Source organism: Trinickia violacea (assembly GCF_005280735.1).
Classification (GTDB): Bacteria; Pseudomonadota; Gammaproteobacteria; order Burkholderiales; family Burkholderiaceae; genus Trinickia_A; species Trinickia_A violacea.
In genome coordinates this window covers 1-15,133 of the sequence record NZ_CP040078.1, presented here as the reverse complement: position 1 = coordinate 15,133, position 15,133 = coordinate 1, and the positions used below count along the sequence as shown (strand labels likewise).

The window sequence follows — 15,133 nt, the reverse complement described above, 5'->3', positions numbered from 1 at the left end:
CACAGCGTTCACCGCAGACTGATCGCCCTTGCGTCATCGACGACTCGGCATGCCGGGGCCGCGCTACGGCGATATAGCAGTACACTCGCCCGTCAGGAAACCAAGCAAATCGCGCAGGGCTTGCAGGCGTTTTCGATCTTGCGGGGACAGGCCGGTCCGCTCCAACACACTTTCAATCTGCGACGTCCAATAGTCGCGGCGGATGAGTTGCGGGTGATGCACCAACGCGTTCAGTGCCTTCTCGAGTTGTTCGATCTCTGTCTTCACCATGTTCACGTTCATCTCCTGCAGTGACTTGTGAAAGCTTCGAATCTCACATCGCAGTCTCGGCTCTGCAGCCTCGACCTGGCGCGAAATACTGACGTCGTGTTACTGGGTCGACTCGGTGGCTGCCCATGGCGACCAACAGCTTCGTTCATTCGGGATGGCGACACGTAAGGCGTGGGAGCCGTCGGAGAACGTCAGCCATTCGATGCTAAGGCACCAGTCTTCGGCTGGATCTGCAGAGCGAACGTCGCCGCTTCCATGCTTGAAGTTAAGTTTCCCCTCTTGCAAGAGCGCGAGCGGCGAATGGCATTCGGGTTGCGCGTGACTGCGGTCCCGCCGGTTAAGCAGTGTCGCGGCAATTTCAGCGTCTAACATGTTCAGCGTTCCGCAGCAGGCTATTTCGTTTCGGAACTCAGCCCAAGCAAATAGTGTCGAGTCCCGACTTCGCGTCAAACGTCGCCTTCACGACCGGGCGCAGGCAATCCCTCGAGCAGAGGATGGCCAGAAAGGTTACGCCTGGCCGGACCGCGAAAAACCGGGGCAAGGTTTGTTCGATGCACTTGACGCAGTAACCATGCGTCGACCCCGGGAATCACGGCCAAACAGATCAAGCTCGGAAGTAACGACAGCCACAGACTTCGGCCAAACGTTTGCTTTTTCATGTTTGAACCAACGCCCACATCGTTGAGATCAACGTCAATAACGGCTTCGTTTCGAATTGTTTTGAGTGGGGCAAACCCTAATCAACACGCGGCCGCTTCGGAGTCTTTAGTGTGTGAAACCACCAGTTCGATCTGCAGACTTTGACGGGCGTACGATCAACGAGAGCTTTGTCTGGCTACGAGCCCATACACATCACTGTGACGCGTTCGGCTCGAAATTCGTTATTTCGCTAGACATTAATTAGAGATGCTGAGAAAAACCGACAGCGTCTGTCGGCCAAACGGTTCTGGCGATTCCGAGAGCCAAAACTGTGGTGGTGCGCGTTATGGCATCGCGACTAAGCGCGCCCTGGCGTTGAACGGATTAGGTGTTTACCCTAATTAAGTAGTTGCGGAATATGCCGTCATCCACGGCATCCCTGCTGGAACTGTGCGATGAGTCGACTATGAGAACGAAAACGTTTGCGCAGAAACTGTGGCTGCCCCTGTACCTGAGTCTCGCATGCCTGATCGCGGTCACGGCTTTCCAAGCGTGGTCGTCGCGCGTCGTGCGCATCGAAGAACGCAAGAGCGACTTGGCGAACAACGCGGACAACGTCATCAGCCTCGTAAGCGAATATGCCGACCTGGAAAAACAAGGCGTGATGACGCGAGACGCTGCACAAAAAGAGGCACTGGCGCGCATCAAAGGCCTGCGCTTTGGCAAAGACGGTTACTACACGGTCATGACTGACGAGCCGAAGATGCTCATGCATCCGTTCAAGCCCGAGCTTGTCGGCCGGGCGCTCGGCGATTTCAAGGACGCGAACGGCACATTGCTGTATCGGGACGCCGTCGATGTGGCAAAGGCAAGCGGGGCCGGCTTCATTCATTATGTGTGGCCGCGCCCGGGCGAGGAAAAACCGGTACCGAAGCTCACACGGGTTTCGACTTTCAAGCCTTGGGGTTGGGTTTTCCTCAACGGCGTCTACACCGACGACATCGATAGTGCGTTTCGCCACTCGCTGATTCAGTCAGGGGCGATCCTGGCGATCGCCGGGCTCATGCTCTCGGCAGTCGTCATCCTGCTGAACCGCTCCCTGAATCGTACCCTCGGAGGCGACCCCGAGTATGCAGCCGAGACTGCTCGCCGCATCGCTCGCGGCGATCTCAGTGTTCGGATAAAGACGACAGGAACAAGCGAACGCAGCGTGTTGTATGCGATGGAAGAGATGCGCTCGCAGCTCGCACGCACGGTCGGAGAAATCAGGACTTCTGCAGAATCGATCAAGTCCGCCACTCAGGAGATCGCCGTCGGAAACACCGACCTATCTCAGCGCACCGAAGAACAGGCTGCATCGCTTCAAGAGACCGCTTCCAGCATGGAGCAAATGACGTCGATGGTGACGAATAACGCCGACAACGCTTCGCGTGCCAACGAACTGGCGAATACGGCCTCCGAAATTGCAGATCGTGGCGGTCAGGCGGTTGAAAAAGTGATTGGAACGATGCAGGAGATTTCGAGCTCGTCGGCCAAGATCGGCGAAATCGTGAGCGTCATCGAGGGAATTGCATTTCAGACAAACATCCTAGCGCTCAATGCGGCAGTGGAAGCGGCCCGGGCCGGTGAACAAGGCAGGGGGTTCGCCGTCGTAGCTAGCGAAGTGCGCACCCTGGCGCTGCGCGCCGCTACGGCGGCAAAGGATGTCAAGCGTTTGGTTCAAGAGTCTGTTGCGACAGTGGGCAATGGTTCGGTTATGGTGTCCGAAGCAGGCTCCGCAATTCGTGAGGTCGTCACAGCGGTTAAGCGCGTGGATTCGATCATCCATGAGATCGCTGCGGCCTCGAGCGAACAGCGCTCCGGCATCCAGCAAGTTGGCAATGCCATTTCGCAAATGGACTCGGCGACCCAACAGAACGCGGCGCTCGTGGAACAAGCCGCAGCGGCGGCTCAGTCGCTTAGTGAGCAAGCGAGTGGCTTGGCACAAATCGTTTCGACCTTCCGCCTTGGCAACGCTGAACTTGCACCGGACACTGATGAACACTCGTTAGTGCCGGCAGAAATAGCGGATGTAGCCTATGCCTAGGCGAGCGCTGAGCGCGCTAGTTTTGCTAGCGTGCGCTCTCTTTCTGGCGTGGCTGTTCCTAACCTACTGGTAGCCGCGTGTGGCTCGATGTTGACGCCAGCCGATGTCGATGCCCAAGGGACCCATGACATATTCGCAGACGATGCGCGATCACGGTTGCGCCGTTCCTCCGTCGGAAATTCTCGCAGCGTTTAGGAAGCTGTATATTGCTTCGGGCGCTGCTGCTGATGGCTCTCGGCGAGGACGAAGCTGCGGAGGCGTTTCGTTATCTGAAGCCACGAGAAATCCAGAAGATCAGTATTGCGATGACCTCTCTGAGGAATGTCGATCGTCGAGCGGTTCAGGACGTGGTGCATGATTTTATCGAGGTAGCGATACCTTATGCGGCAGTGATCGCTCCTTTACGTACCCTGACCAAATGCCCCCCGATGCTTGCTGTCAGCATCAGCGCTGCGGCTTCGCACGCAGCAGCGGTCCAGCCAAGGTTGTTTACCGAGGTGAGACTCAAGGTCAGGGAACCGAGCGCGGCGCCGAGCGAAAAGCCGAGATACATGAACGAAGCGTTCAGTGACAGGGCAATGGGCGTGCCTCGCAGGCCAGCGAGGTTGATCAGCCCTGCTTGCTGAGCGGGGTAGAAGGACCAGTGAGAAATGCCCCAGGCCACAACACCGATCAGGACGGGGATTAGCGCCAACGTCGTCGGCAGCCAGTGCGCGCTCGCCGACATGAGCGAGAAGGCGAGGATCGACACGCTCAGGCAGGGGATGATCACGCGGCCGTGGCCGAGGCGATCCACCGCCTTGCCGCCGATGAACACGCCGATGGCTGCCGCAACGCCCCAGGTGAACAGCACGTAGCCGATTTGCGCGCCATGCAACGGCGTGGATTTGGCAACGAACAGCGCCAGGTACGTATAGATCGTATAGGCGCCCATGGCCCACAGCGTAGTGACGAGCAAGGTCATCAGGATGACCGGCTGACGTGCGACATGGAGACGCTCGCGCAGCGTGGCAGTCGGCAATCGTGCGCCGATGTTGCGCGGCAGGCCGAACAGCAACCCGGCCGTAGCCGCGGCGGACAGGGCGGCGACGCCCGCAAAGGTCATCCGCCAGCCGAGCCGTTCTCCGACCAATGCGCCCAGCGGCACGCCAAAGGCGACCGCGATCGTAATGCCGCCGTTGACGATGGCGAGCGCCGTGCCGCGCCGTTCCGGACCGGCGATCGCGCCGGCCAGTGCGTTGGCTCCGGGAACATACAGACCGGCGGCTGCGGCGAGCAGGATGCGGGCCGCCATCAATTCCCAATAGTTTTGGGCGGCCCAGGCGATGAAGTTCGCCAGCGTGAATGCCGACAGTGCCAGGATCATCAGCGTGCGCCGATGGAACGTGCCGGTCAGTGCCGTCAGGACCGGCGAGCTGAGTGCGTAGGCCAAAGCAAACACCGTGACTAGCTGGCCTGTTGCGACGATGCTCGTATGCAGATCCAAAGCAATGTCGGGCAACAGGCCGGCAATCATGAAGCTCTCGGTGCCGACTGCGAACGTTCCCAGCGCCAGCCAGTACAACGGCGCAAGGGACGTGGACTGGGGCGTGGAGGTCATCGTGCGCTCCGCTTACGCTGCTACCGCGTCATGGCTATAGAGCGGGTAGTCGGTATAGCCGACGTCGGTGCCCCCGAAAAACGTGGGGCGGTCGTACGGGTTCAGCGGCAGCTGAAGGCGCAAGCGTTCAGGCAGATCCGGGTTCGCGATGAAATCGCGGCCAAAGGCAACCAGGTCGGCGTCGCCTGTCTGCAGGACGGCTTCGGCAGTAGCGGCTTTGAAGCCGCCGGCGGCGATGATGGTCCCCGTGTAGTGCTTGCGGATCCGTTGCGCGGCGACCGGGTTCTGATCCTTGCTCGCGTCGTCGACGTTGCCCAGCACGCGCGGCTCGATCAGGTGCAGGTAGGCCAGGTCGAGTTTGGCCAGTTCCTGCGCGACGTAGGTGAAGAGACCCTCCGGATCGCTGTCGGACATATCGCCCCAGGTGCCGCTCGGACCGAGGCGCACAGCCACGCGGTCGCTGCCCCACACAGAGATGACGGCCTGGGTGGCTTCCATCAGGAAGCGGGCCCGGTTTTCGAACGATCCGCCGTAGATGTCGGTGCGCTTGTTGCTGCCGTCCTGGAGGAATTGATCGAACAGGTAGCCATTGGCGGCGTGCAGTTCAACGCCGTCGAATCCGGCCTCCTTGCCGCGGATGGCGGCGGTGCGGAAGCGCTCGACGAGCTCGGCGATTTCGGGGATGGTCAGCGCGCGGCTCGGCGTGTTCGGGGTCCAGCCTGCTTCGGTATAGGCGAGTCCGCCGTGCGGCACCGCGGACGGCGCCACCGGCTCAGCGCCGCCCGGCTGCAACTGGCTGTTGGATTGGCGCCCGGCGTGATACAGCTGCAGGAAGATGCGGCCGCCTTTGGCGTGCACGGCATCGGTCACGAGCTTCCAGCCGGCGATCTGGCTGTCGTCGTAGAGACCCGGCGCGCCGAGGTAGCCGTTGCCGTTGGGTGCGGCGATCGTCGCTTCACCGATCAGGAAACCGCCTTCCGACGCGCGCTGGGCGTAGTACTGGGCCATCAACGGGCCGGGCTTGGCGCCTTCTTCGGCGCGCATGCGGGTGAGCGGAGCCAGCACCACGCGATGGGCAAATTCGTAAGGACCGACTTTGACTGCGGAATGAAGCTTGGACATGATTTCCTCGAGATTGAGAGGCTGGTGACGCTTGATCAACAGCGGGCTTTCGACCTTGAGGAGAAGTGTATGGACGGACTGACATGAGAAAAATAGGCTAAGGTTCCGAATATCTAGGACACTTCAGTCCGCAATTGAGACATTTGCCAATGTCTTTCAAAGACCTCGGGACGCGCTAATGGACAGCCTCAGCGGGATTGCGATGTTTGTGCAGGTGGCAGAGACCCGCAGCTTTACCGAGGCGGGACGTCTGCTCGGCGTGTCGTCTTCAGCTGTCGGCAAAAGCATTGCGCGCACCGAGGAACGACTAGGCGTGCGGCTCTTTCACCGCAGCACGCGCAGCATCACGCTGACGTCCGAAGGTGCGTTGTTTCTGGAAAGGTGCCGACGCATCCTCGGCGAAGTCGAAGCGGCGGAAGCCGAGTTGTCCGACGCCGCCGGCAGTCCGCGCGGCAGGCTGCGGATCAGCACGCCGCAACTCTCTGGGCTGATCATGCCGGCGCTCGACGGGTTCATGATGCAGTACCCGGACATCGAGCTCGATGTCGATCTCTCCGATCGCATGGTGGATGTCATCGAAGAAGGCTTCGATGCGGTCATACGCACCGGCGAGCAGCACGACTCGAGGCTGGTATCGCGGCGCCTCGGCTCGTGCGGTCAGGTGCTGGTTGCTTCGCCCGGTTATCTCAAGCAGCACGGCATACCCGCGCACCCTTCCGAACTCGTTCGACACGCTTGTCTACTGCATAAATTTCCCGCTAGCGGCAAGCTGGAGCGCTGGCCGTTTCAGCTTGCTGCGTCGGAAGCCGAGCCGGAGCTGCCGCAAACCTTCGTCAGCAACACCATTGAAGTGCTGGGCTTTCTGGCGCTTCAAAACAAGGGCCTCGCCTTCCTGCCGACCTTCCTCGTGCGGGAGGCACTGGCGAGCGGTGCGTTGCAGATCGTGCTCGACGATTTCATCGACCAGACCGTCACCTTCTGGATCTTGTGGCCGGCAAGCCGTTATTCGTCGCCAAAGCTGCGCGTTTTCATCGATTACGTCAGCCAGCATTTGCAAATCTAGAGCGAGCAGGCCGACGTTCCGGGTACGGCGCCTCGGCGAAGCCGGGGCAGCCGTACATCGCGAACGGAAGGGTGTCGTTCAGCGTGCACCGTAGCGGGTGTCCTCGAACAGATGCGGATGTTCACGCGGCGCGGCGCGCCAGTACGACGGCGCTGCCGTGACGCTTGCGCCCAACTCGGCGGCCGCATGCCAGCCCCCGCTTGCGGTGTGCGTCTCGGATGTCGGAATCGCGTGAGCTCTATTGGCCATGCACGTTGTTTATGGCCCGGAGCGCGTCCATAACTGAGGGCGCGCTCCGGCCATCGCCAACCGACACCGAATGGGGCGGGCTATGGATTCCGCAATGCTCCGGCGACGTCGCCACAAAAATCATCACTGTGCGCTTGCGCAGCGCGTGTGCGAGGTGAACAAAGCCTGTGTCTACGCCGACGACCAGCGCGGCGGCCTCGATCGCCTGCGCGATTTCGACGACACTCATCGGTGGTAACAGCGCGGCGCTTGGCGCCTGCGACGCGATCAGGCTGGCCTCACTCCGTTCTTTCGGCGTGCCCCACGGCAATACGACACGAAAGCCTCGTTCGGTCAATTCGCGTGCGACAGCGGCCCAGTGGGTCGCCGGCCACTTCTTCTCGTCATTGGAAGTTGCGTGAAACAGAATCGCGACCGGAGGAGCGGTGCGTGTGGCACCCACGTCCGCTTCGGCACGTGGCAGCTGCAGGTTATAGACTGGCGGCCCCTCCAGCCGATAGCCAAGCGCCTCGGCGACGCTCACGCGCATGCCGTGCCACGCATGGCACTCCGGGCGGGAAAACCGTCCGGTATAGGCAAACGCCGCGCCGCGTTCGCCGAGATCGCGCGACCGATAGCCCAGACGGCGCGATGAGCGCGCCAGAACAGCAATGATGGCGCTTTTATAAACGCCGTGAATATCGATCACGACGTCGTATCGTTCCCGCCTCAGCTCGACAATCGCCGAAGCGATCGCTTTCAGGTTCTCCCATCTGCGCTCCTTCTTGAAGCGGCGCAACGGTGCGCAAAGGACTCGATCTATTCCGACGTTCCAGCGGGCAACGTCGGCAAACATCTCGTCGGCGGCCCAGTCGACCTTCACGCCGGGAAAGGCGCGCCGCAGGTCGGAAACAACCGGTTGCGCCTGCACAATATCGCCGAGGGACGTGACTTTAATGATCAGGATTCGCTTCATAGTCAGTTTGCGAAAAGCACTTCGACCCTGCGGAGAGCGACATGAACTATTGTGGCATAGACCCGCACGCAAATAACTGCGTGGTGATCGTCAGTGACGACGAGGACCGCTCCACGCCTGTGAGCGGACGGCTGCGAGTCGGGCGCAGATGTCCCTTCAGGGGCGGCTAGCGAAATTCGAGGTTACTCCGACAACAGAGCCTGGCGGTGGCAAAAAATTTCCGGGTTCGGCCAACTTCGGACATTGCGGCTGGTCATTGCGAATGTCGCGACTCAAGCCCTAAGCAGTCTTTACCGCCGTTACGAAATGGTATGTGAGAAGACGAAATCGGCATCAGTCGATCCAGCTGAGCCAAGGTGAAGCGGAAAAAAGGGGATTTAGCGATAGGTGAGGACTCACAGGAGGGTTGCCGCCGATGGACAGGGGGGCTGATGCGAGTAAGCTCGCACGGCGGAGTCAGAATGGCGCCCCAATTCTGCTAATAGGGGAGAAGACGACCGCGTGGTTCACCGTCTGCGTCTGACGGAGCTGTCGGATCGGCGACTGGGGTTCCCATGAAACTCAATACTGGAATGAACGATCGCTTTGCGTACCGTGCGTACCAAATGATGCACCCAGACACGAAGGCCGACCGGATCGCTAGATCGCGCGCGATTGCCAAAATCTTGTCCGGCGGTGGCATTGGCTTGGCGCTTTCGACATGGCTGTGTTTCCGATTTGGTGTCGGCTTGACGGTCGCGGCGTTTGTCTATCTGATTGAGATCTTGCTGCTGTCTCTAATGAACTGCCTCGTTTGCTCAGCCATATTTTCGGTGATTGCTGTTGGCTGCCTCGACTTTTTCTTTACGCTACCGATCTTCAGCTTCCGAGTAAATAGCGTGCAGGATGTCGCAGCATTGGTTGCTTTCCTCACCACATCCCTCGTTGTTACCTCGCTCGTGCACCGGGCTCGCCAACTAAGTGAATTCCATCGGAAGCAGGCGCAGCTTCTCGACCTCACCCGCGATAGCGTGATGGTTCGCGATATGGATGACGTCATTACCTACTGGAACAACGGCGCTGAAGCGCTTTACGGATGGAAGAAGGAAGAGGTGCTCGGCAAGGTTGCTGACTCTGTCCTGCGCACGCGTTTTCCCGTGGCGCTTGGTGATATCAAGGAATCTCTGTTTGCAACGGGCCGCTGGGAGGGAGAATTGATCAATACCCGGCGAGATGGGTTACAAGCCGCAGTGGAAACCCGCTGGGCGCTGCTGCGAAATGATCAGGGTCGACCGATCGCGACGCTCGAAACGAGCACCGATATTACTGAACGCAAGCGGAAGGAAGAAGCGCTGCACCACGTGGCTCGTTTGACGACGGCGGGGGAATTGGGTGCATCGTTGGCTCACGAACTTGCGCAGCCGCTTTGCGAGATCACCGCTTACACCACAGCGTCTCTGCGATGGCTCGACCGGGACGCGCCCAACTTGGAGGAGGCACTGACCTGCCTACGACGCGTCGTTAATGAAAGCAAACGCTTGGCGGAACTTTTCCGGCGCGTGCGCATGCTAGCCAAGCGGACACCCCCACAGATGACGCGACTTGAGATCAACGAGGTGGTCAACGACGTTATCCCCCTCGTGCAACGCGAGGTCTTGAATCACAGCGTTACGTTGAAAACGAAGCTTGCGACAGGCCTGCCCGTCGTCCTCGGCGATCGGATCCAGTTGGCGCAAGTGATGACTAATCTGATCATGAATGGCATCCAGGCGATGGTCAACGTTGAGGATCGGGCTCGCGAGCTCTTGATAGAGTTGCGCCGCAGCGACGAGGGCAGTGTGATTGTCGCGGTGCAAGATTCGGGAAAGGGGATTGATGCTGAGAACGCCAGCAAGCTCTTTGAGCCTTTTTTCACCACGAAACCTGAGGGCATGGGCGTTGGGTTGTCGATATGCCGTTCAATTGTTCGAGCTCACGGCGGAGAACTGCGTGCGATGAACAATGCCGGATACAGCGCAACATTCGAGTTCAGTCTTCCATCGATCACCGGGAACGCGCCGGAAGAATGACAGTCCCCCTGTTTTCGCGCGGTTTTCGTGGCGCCATCGAAAGGGTCCGTACTATGCCGACAATCGGACGTTCGTCGGTGGCGCTTGAATGGCTCAGACGGGTCGACTACGGAAATTCGATGTCCCTCCGACACTGGGCCTCGGCAGTGGGAGAAGAATTTCCGGGTTCGCCCAAGAAGAGACGATCGAACATCGGCGCCGTACGACCGAAGCTCGGTGCGGATTCAACCGGTCGATGCAACGGCTTGATGGAATCGTTCAGCTGGTGTGTCGAAGTTTAGTGTTTTACGCGGACGTTCGTTGAGTCGCCTGGCGACGGCGTTGAGTTTCGCCTGCGAATAGACAGAGAGATCGGTTCCTTTTGGGAAGTACTGTCTCAAGAGCCCGTTCGTGTTTTCGTTCGTGCCGCGTTGCCAAGGATTCTGAGGATCGCAGAAATAGACCTTGATGTCGGTCGCGACAGTGAAGCGCTTGTGATCAGCCATCTCTGTGCCACGATCCCAAGTCAGCGATTTGTACAATTCCTGCGGCAGCTTGCCGGCGTGCCTTATTAGAGCGTTGACTACAGCCTCAGAGTCCTTGCTGGCAATCTTCACCAGCATCACGAACCGGGTCCGGCGTTCGACGAGTGTTGCAATCTGGCTGTTGGCGCTGCCGAACAGCAAATCGCCTTCCCAGTGCCCGGGTATCGCGCGATCCTCTGCCGTGGCAGGGCGATTACTGATCGATACGGCATCCCGGATGTTCGTACGGTCTTCGGTCTTCAGTGTGTGTTGGCGCGATCTACGCATGCCGCGTGAACGCCGTAGGTGTTCCAGCAGCTCTCTTTTAAGCGCACCACGGGCCTGGATATAAAGGCTCCGATAGATTGTCTCGTGCGACACCTGATAGTCCTTGTTGACCGCATACACGTGCTTAAGCCAACCCGCAATCTGTTCTGGCGACCACTGCAGTCGAAGCTTGCTGGCCACCACCTGGGCGAGCGTTCGATTTCTGACGAGCTTACATGTCTTTGGGCGCTGTGCGCGCTCCCACGCGAGCTGGTCAGCCTGGTTCGCCCGATAGCACTGGCTTCCACCATTTCGCCGGACCTCGCGGCTGATAGTAGATGGGGCACGCCCTAGTCGGGCTGCTATAGATCGGATTGAGTGGCCGGCGACTACTGCGCGGGAAATCTCCTCTCGTTCGGCAAGCGTCAAGGCAAGCCTGGAGCGGTGTCGTTGTGCTGGCTGGATTCCGCCGGTCTTCGCGAGAATCCCTTGTATAGACGAGTGGTAGCGATCGAACAGTCTGGCAATCTGATGAAGCGTGTCGCCTTTGCGCCACCGCTCCCACATCAACGCCTTCTGGCAGTCTGTGTAGTAAATCCGCCGTCTCTGCTTCATTTGCAACACCTCCACTGCTTACGCAGCGACTAGTGTGTTGCATCGACCGGTTGAATCCGCAGGCCTCTCCCGACATTCAGGTGCCGGGGTCGACGGGGTGTCAAAGAACGCGACTCTGATCGTCGAGTTCGCCGAACGGTGGCATGCTGTTTGCTACGGTCCCCTGCTCCTGACGCCGTGTTGAGTATTTCTGCACCGTGCCGCGCTGTGTCGACGGGTCAGCGCCTGGCGTACCTCGCTATGTGCGCTCCCGAACGGCACAAAGAGTAGCAATAGCCCCAAATGCGGTACGTACGGCGCTCGCGGGTTGGAGCCCGGAACGCTCCCCACAGGAAGATCCTGAGGCACACCGCACTAAGCCGAATCGAGGCACAAAATACCCATGACCTCAGACGTTCTCGACAGCTTCATCAACCAAGCCACCGCTCGCTGTGATCTCCAGTCGGAGCCGGACGACTGCGTACTTGCGCTCGCTCCGCTGATGCTCGATCTAATCGTGCATGCCAGTACGTTTTTGCGACCGCATCACTATCTGAGCAGCGACGCGGGCTATACCCGTAACCTCATCTATGAGGCCCCGAATAAAGCGCTCTCGCTGTACGCACTCGTTTGGCTTCCAGGTCAATGGACACCGGTGCACGACCATGGAAGTTGGGGTGTCGTCGGCGTGGTCGAAGGCGTTTTGGAGGAGCGCGCCTATGTGAGGGTGTCACCAGATCGAGGAGCCGACAAAGAGATTGACCTGGTGCGTGGGGGTATCGTCCTGTTACGGAGCGGATCCGTAACCAGCTTCGTACCCAATCCCGATCACATTCACGTTACCGGCGTTCCAACTGAGCGGCCCCGCGCGGTCAGTCTGCACCTCTATGGCAGAACGATGAATGACTTTAACGTGTACGACGTTGAGGCCCGCACCCGTCGCCGCATAACCGTTCCGCACAACGAAAGCTGATCCGAATGCCCGCAACAAGCAGCGAGGGAACCGGCGTCGATGAGCGGCCGCCTGACCTTGACAGCGACCGTTACCGTCGCGTTGATCCGAATGTCGGCAAGAGGTCGCAAGTACGCATCTGATTGCAGCGAGAGCTGTCACTCGCAGCTGCTGACGAGCGAACGTCAGGAATGCAGTCTGTAGCCGCCGCCTCACGATGGCGGATACGCGAATGTCAGGAGTGGCCGAACTGCTTCCCCCCGAGAAGCGGGCGTGGATGACCGGATGACCCTGTTAGCTGCCCTTGGATGCCCGACCGGGCGACCGGCTGCAGTGGGTCGCGTGCTGCCGAACGCTGGTGAGCAGAGTGCCGCTGCGGATTCAACCGGTCATTCGACTTCGATGGCTAGATCGCTGACAATTGGCGCGAAAGCAAAACTTTCGAGGAAACGATGCGCTTGTGGGCGAAGGCCAACTCCCAGGAATTGCCAAACATAGAATCGATCCTGATCCTTGGGCTGACGGATGGTGTTTTGCTCATCCGTTACTTCTCTTTTTCGAAGCGCCAAGTTGAAGGCGATCACTGGTACCCGACTGTGAACGAGGCCAAGAGAGATGCTGAGCAAGTCTATGGCGTTCAGCCAACTGCTTGGCTGGCGATACGCGATGAGAAAGATGAACTTTACCAACTGAGCGTAATGCCGATCGCCGGTTACACCTTCGATGCGGAAAGTGCTGAATGGGTCCCATCGGAATCCACCGATTATTCCCCGAAATCAAGGCATTAAGCTAAGCAGAAGTCGGCAAATTTCGGTCGCTCGCGCCCGCTGTCGAAATCGCCTGGATGCCCACGCATGAACATGCGACTAGTGGTCGGTATCTGCCCACGCATGGACCTGCTTGCTGCCGTTATGAAGCAGCGCCGATCTGAGCAAACCGAGCCCTTTCAGCCGAAAGAACAACGCAAAGTAGGCTTGTTCGAGCGCCTCCCAAGTGTCGTATTGCTCAACGACGCCGTCCCCGCCGTTGCAGTAAAGGTTTCCTTTTGATTCACCGGCGAGTGGCGCGGAAGTCCACCTGCCGATCAACGGTGCCTTCCACAGAGTCCCTTTGATAGACTTCAGCGCCGATTGGGGCACTGTCGTTTCGGGCACAAATGCCAGCAACCGCCGATCGTGATCGTCGACGTACAGTCTGCCGCACGACGTGCATTGATAGCAGTGCCGCACGAACGACTGATCGATCTCGCCAAGCGATCGACTCGACTCGGCAAAGTCTTCCCAGTCCTCGTCAGCCACTAGGTGCCCCTTATAGGCGAGGTAATCGGTTTGGTCGATGATGACCGCGCCGCAAGTACAGCCGATTTTCATTGGTATGCGCCTGAGTTGATCAAATTGCACCGCACCTGACTATTTCGGAATGGCCGCTTTAGGCAAGATTAACTGACTGCTTTGGGTCGAGGCTGTATGGAAACATGAAACGCGAAGTCGGGGGGAGCAGATTCCGTGCTGCATTGTGAAGTCCGGCGCGAGACGGCCAGTCAGCCACATCAGCTCGATATTGCGTTGGCATTCACGCTCAAGGCGGCGGCTCGATTGAATCCGGTTCAAGTAGCCGTAGATGTATATCTTCAGTAGCACTGCCGGATGGTAGGACGAGCGGCTCGTTGTTGATGGCGTAACGCCGACGAAACCGAGTGTTTCCAGTTCAAGTTCTTCAACAAAGGCCTCGACGATCCTGACCGGGTTGTCCTCGGCAACGAAATCGTCCAGACACTCGGGCAGTAGCGTTACCTGCTTGCGGTCATCACCTTCAACGAATCGCTTCATGAATCGCCCGTCCTGAATACGTTGATTCCGTCTAGGCGATCAATGCGTTTTCACACGGCATCGACCCACAAGAGATGGTCGCGTCGCAAATCGGCCGCGTATTCTCATGTGCAATGGATTGTCGCGATGTTTTGCCGGTCGCGTCGTCAGTTAATCTGGATCGAAACTTCGCGCGTATACGTCCGGTATCGCGAAGCAATTCTATACTCGACTTGATCTTGCCCGAGATAATCGGTATTCGGGATGTAGTACACCACTATACCGAGGACCGTCGCGCCGTCGCACGGGGCAGACATGGATGCCGTATTGGCAAGTTGGACCGGTTCGCTGCGCACTTCGACACGTCCGTGAGCCGGTTCGTGGATGAACGTCAGATTAGGCGCTTCCTCGCCGACGCAGCGCTTGCTCCACGTCGCATGCCACGACAGTCTCACTTCCTTGCCACGGTTCGTCGAGACATGCGCTGAGACGGGAGCCGATTGCGGCGGTCCTGCCGTGGTGATCGAAGCTGCTGTTGTTGGCGACGCGGTGGCAGTCGCCTTGGTCGGAAACGAGTCAATCACCGACGTGTGACCCATGCTCAAGGTAATGGCCGTAGGGTAGTCGTAAGCAGCCCCGGAACCCACATCTACACCGACACCGATCGCGCCGCCGAATAGGAGGTTGCCGAAAGCCATTCCTTTCGTATGCGATTTGACCGTAGCGAGTCCCGGGTCAATGCCATCCTTTTCGCACCTCACGCTGAGGTCACCATATGCACGATGAACGACCACCGAGCCCGGTGTCTTAATAAACCAAACACCTTTGCTATTCTCAAGTTTGCACGACGCACCATCAAGCTGGTCACCGTCCTTCACCGTCTGCACGGACACAATCTGGTTCGTGCCACTTACGATCGATGCACATCCAGAAAGCATCGCCATGGACAGCATAGTCCCCGAAATCCCTGCCTTCAT

At 59.0% G+C, this 15,133-nt stretch carries 13 protein-coding genes and 2 pseudogenes; 6 read left to right on the top strand and 9 right to left on the bottom strand.

What is annotated here, in order from left to right:
• Positions 1 to 63: 63 nt before the first annotated feature.
• A complete protein-coding gene (locus FAZ95_RS22005; RefSeq protein WP_254700402.1) occupies positions 64 to 270 on the bottom strand; it encodes a hypothetical protein in 207 nt (68 codons plus the stop codon).
• Positions 271 to 1,375: 1,105 nt separating this feature from the next.
• Here FAZ95_RS22005 and FAZ95_RS22000 point away from each other — a divergent pair.
• Both FAZ95_RS22000 and FAZ95_RS40530 read left to right on the top strand, forming a co-directional pair.
• Positions 1,376 to 2,995: a methyl-accepting chemotaxis protein gene (locus FAZ95_RS22000; protein WP_137334669.1), complete on the top strand. Its 1,620-nt coding sequence runs from the start codon at positions 1,376 to 1,378 to the stop codon at positions 2,993 to 2,995.
• Positions 2,996 to 3,222: 227 nt separating this feature from the next.
• Positions 3,223 to 3,357 (top strand): annotated as a pseudogene (locus FAZ95_RS40530) (magnesium and cobalt transport protein CorA); the annotation flags it as partial.
• Positions 3,358 to 3,374: 17 nt separating this feature from the next.
• On the opposite strand, the gene FAZ95_RS21990 reads toward FAZ95_RS40530, so the two are convergent.
• Both FAZ95_RS21990 and FAZ95_RS21985 read right to left on the bottom strand, forming a co-directional pair.
• The gene (locus FAZ95_RS21990; RefSeq protein WP_137334668.1) at positions 3,375 to 4,595 is read right to left on the bottom strand and encodes an MFS transporter; all 1,221 of its coding nucleotides are present in this window, start codon (positions 4,593 to 4,595) and stop codon (positions 3,375 to 3,377) included.
• A gap of 12 nt (positions 4,596 to 4,607) precedes the next feature.
• Positions 4,608 to 5,717: an alkene reductase gene (locus FAZ95_RS21985; RefSeq protein WP_137334667.1), complete on the bottom strand. Its 1,110-nt coding sequence runs from the start codon at positions 5,715 to 5,717 to the stop codon at positions 4,608 to 4,610.
• A gap of 178 nt (positions 5,718 to 5,895) precedes the next feature.
• Between FAZ95_RS21985 and FAZ95_RS21980 the strand changes: the two genes are divergently transcribed.
• Positions 5,896 to 6,780, top strand: a complete 885-nt coding sequence (locus FAZ95_RS21980) for a LysR family transcriptional regulator (RefSeq protein ID WP_137334666.1) — start codon at positions 5,896 to 5,898, stop codon at positions 6,778 to 6,780.
• A 78-nt stretch (positions 6,781 to 6,858) separates the two neighbouring features.
• Here FAZ95_RS21980 and FAZ95_RS39435 read toward each other — a convergent pair whose 3' ends face one another.
• Positions 6,859 to 7,029: a hypothetical protein gene (locus FAZ95_RS39435; protein ID WP_175425719.1), complete on the bottom strand. Its 171-nt coding sequence runs from the start codon at positions 7,027 to 7,029 to the stop codon at positions 6,859 to 6,861.
• Positions 7,019 to 7,984, bottom strand: coding sequence for a lipopolysaccharide heptosyltransferase I (gene waaC, locus FAZ95_RS21975; protein ID WP_137334665.1), 966 nt, complete (start codon positions 7,982 to 7,984; stop codon positions 7,019 to 7,021). Before waaC ends, FAZ95_RS39435 begins: the two co-directional genes overlap by 11 nt.
• Positions 7,985 to 8,538: 554 nt before the next feature.
• Here waaC and FAZ95_RS21970 point away from each other — a divergent pair.
• On the top strand, positions 8,539 to 10,032 hold the full coding sequence (locus FAZ95_RS21970; RefSeq protein WP_137334664.1) for an ATP-binding protein: 1,494 nt from the start codon (positions 8,539 to 8,541) through the stop codon (positions 10,030 to 10,032).
• Positions 10,033 to 10,256: 224 nt separating this feature from the next.
• Here FAZ95_RS21970 and FAZ95_RS21965 read toward each other — a convergent pair whose 3' ends face one another.
• Positions 10,257 to 11,417 (bottom strand): IS30 family transposase, encoded by a 1,161-nt coding sequence (locus FAZ95_RS21965; RefSeq protein ID WP_137334663.1) that lies wholly within the window; start codon positions 11,415 to 11,417, stop codon positions 10,257 to 10,259.
• A gap of 382 nt (positions 11,418 to 11,799) precedes the next feature.
• Between FAZ95_RS21965 and FAZ95_RS21960 the strand changes: the two genes are divergently transcribed.
• Both FAZ95_RS21960 and FAZ95_RS21955 read left to right on the top strand, forming a co-directional pair.
• Positions 11,800 to 12,369, top strand: a complete 570-nt coding sequence (locus tag FAZ95_RS21960; protein WP_137334662.1) for a cysteine dioxygenase family protein — start codon at positions 11,800 to 11,802, stop codon at positions 12,367 to 12,369.
• Positions 12,370 to 12,800: 431 nt separating this feature from the next.
• Positions 12,801 to 13,136 (top strand): hypothetical protein, encoded by a 336-nt coding sequence (locus tag FAZ95_RS21955; protein WP_137334661.1) that lies wholly within the window; start codon positions 12,801 to 12,803, stop codon positions 13,134 to 13,136.
• Between the two features lie 78 nt (positions 13,137 to 13,214).
• On the opposite strand, the gene FAZ95_RS21950 is transcribed toward FAZ95_RS21955, so the two are convergent.
• The 3 genes and pseudogenes from FAZ95_RS21950 to FAZ95_RS39430 all read right to left on the bottom strand — a co-directional run bounded on the left by FAZ95_RS21950 (position 13,215) and on the right by FAZ95_RS39430 (position 15,100).
• Positions 13,215 to 13,718 (bottom strand): DUF8617 domain-containing protein, encoded by a 504-nt coding sequence (locus tag FAZ95_RS21950; protein ID WP_137334660.1) that lies wholly within the window; start codon positions 13,716 to 13,718, stop codon positions 13,215 to 13,217.
• Positions 13,719 to 13,865: 147 nt separating this feature from the next.
• A pseudogene (locus FAZ95_RS21945) lies at positions 13,866 to 14,177 on the bottom strand (transposase); the annotation flags it as partial.
• A 146-nt stretch (positions 14,178 to 14,323) separates the two neighbouring features.
• Entirely contained in the window at positions 14,324 to 15,100 is a 777-nt protein-coding gene (locus tag FAZ95_RS39430) for a hypothetical protein (RefSeq protein ID WP_217497463.1), read from the bottom strand.
• Between the last annotated feature and the right edge of the window lie 33 nt (positions 15,101 to 15,133).

Excerpts from the sequence above, each read along its gene's own strand:
- FAZ95_RS22005 (WP_254700402.1), bottom strand. The coding sequence starts at position 270 with ATGGTGAAGACAGAGATCGAACAACTCGAGAAGGCACTGAACGCGTTG.
- FAZ95_RS22000 (WP_137334669.1), top strand. The coding sequence starts at position 1,376 with ATGAGAACGAAAACGTTTGCGCAGAAACTGTGGCTGCCCCTGTACCTG.
- FAZ95_RS21990 (WP_137334668.1), bottom strand. The coding sequence starts at position 4,595 with ATGACCTCCACGCCCCAGTCCACGTCCCTTGCGCCGTTGTACTGGCTG.
- FAZ95_RS21985 (WP_137334667.1), bottom strand. The coding sequence starts at position 5,717 with ATGTCCAAGCTTCATTCCGCAGTCAAAGTCGGTCCTTACGAATTTGCC.
- FAZ95_RS21980 (WP_137334666.1), top strand. The coding sequence starts at position 5,896 with ATGGACAGCCTCAGCGGGATTGCGATGTTTGTGCAGGTGGCAGAGACC.
- FAZ95_RS39435 (WP_175425719.1), bottom strand. The coding sequence starts at position 7,029 with ATGGCCAATAGAGCTCACGCGATTCCGACATCCGAGACGCACACCGCA.
- waaC (WP_137334665.1), bottom strand. The coding sequence starts at position 7,984 with ATGAAGCGAATCCTGATCATTAAAGTCACGTCCCTCGGCGATATTGTG.
- FAZ95_RS21970 (WP_137334664.1), top strand. The coding sequence starts at position 8,539 with ATGAAACTCAATACTGGAATGAACGATCGCTTTGCGTACCGTGCGTAC.
- FAZ95_RS21965 (WP_137334663.1), bottom strand. The coding sequence starts at position 11,417 with ATGAAGCAGAGACGGCGGATTTACTACACAGACTGCCAGAAGGCGTTG.
- FAZ95_RS21960 (WP_137334662.1), top strand. The coding sequence starts at position 11,800 with ATGACCTCAGACGTTCTCGACAGCTTCATCAACCAAGCCACCGCTCGC.
- FAZ95_RS21955 (WP_137334661.1), top strand. The coding sequence starts at position 12,801 with ATGCGCTTGTGGGCGAAGGCCAACTCCCAGGAATTGCCAAACATAGAA.
- FAZ95_RS21950 (WP_137334660.1), bottom strand. The coding sequence starts at position 13,718 with ATGAAAATCGGCTGTACTTGCGGCGCGGTCATCATCGACCAAACCGAT.
- FAZ95_RS39430 (WP_217497463.1), bottom strand. The coding sequence starts at position 15,100 with ATGGCGATGCTTTCTGGATGTGCATCGATCGTAAGTGGCACGAACCAG.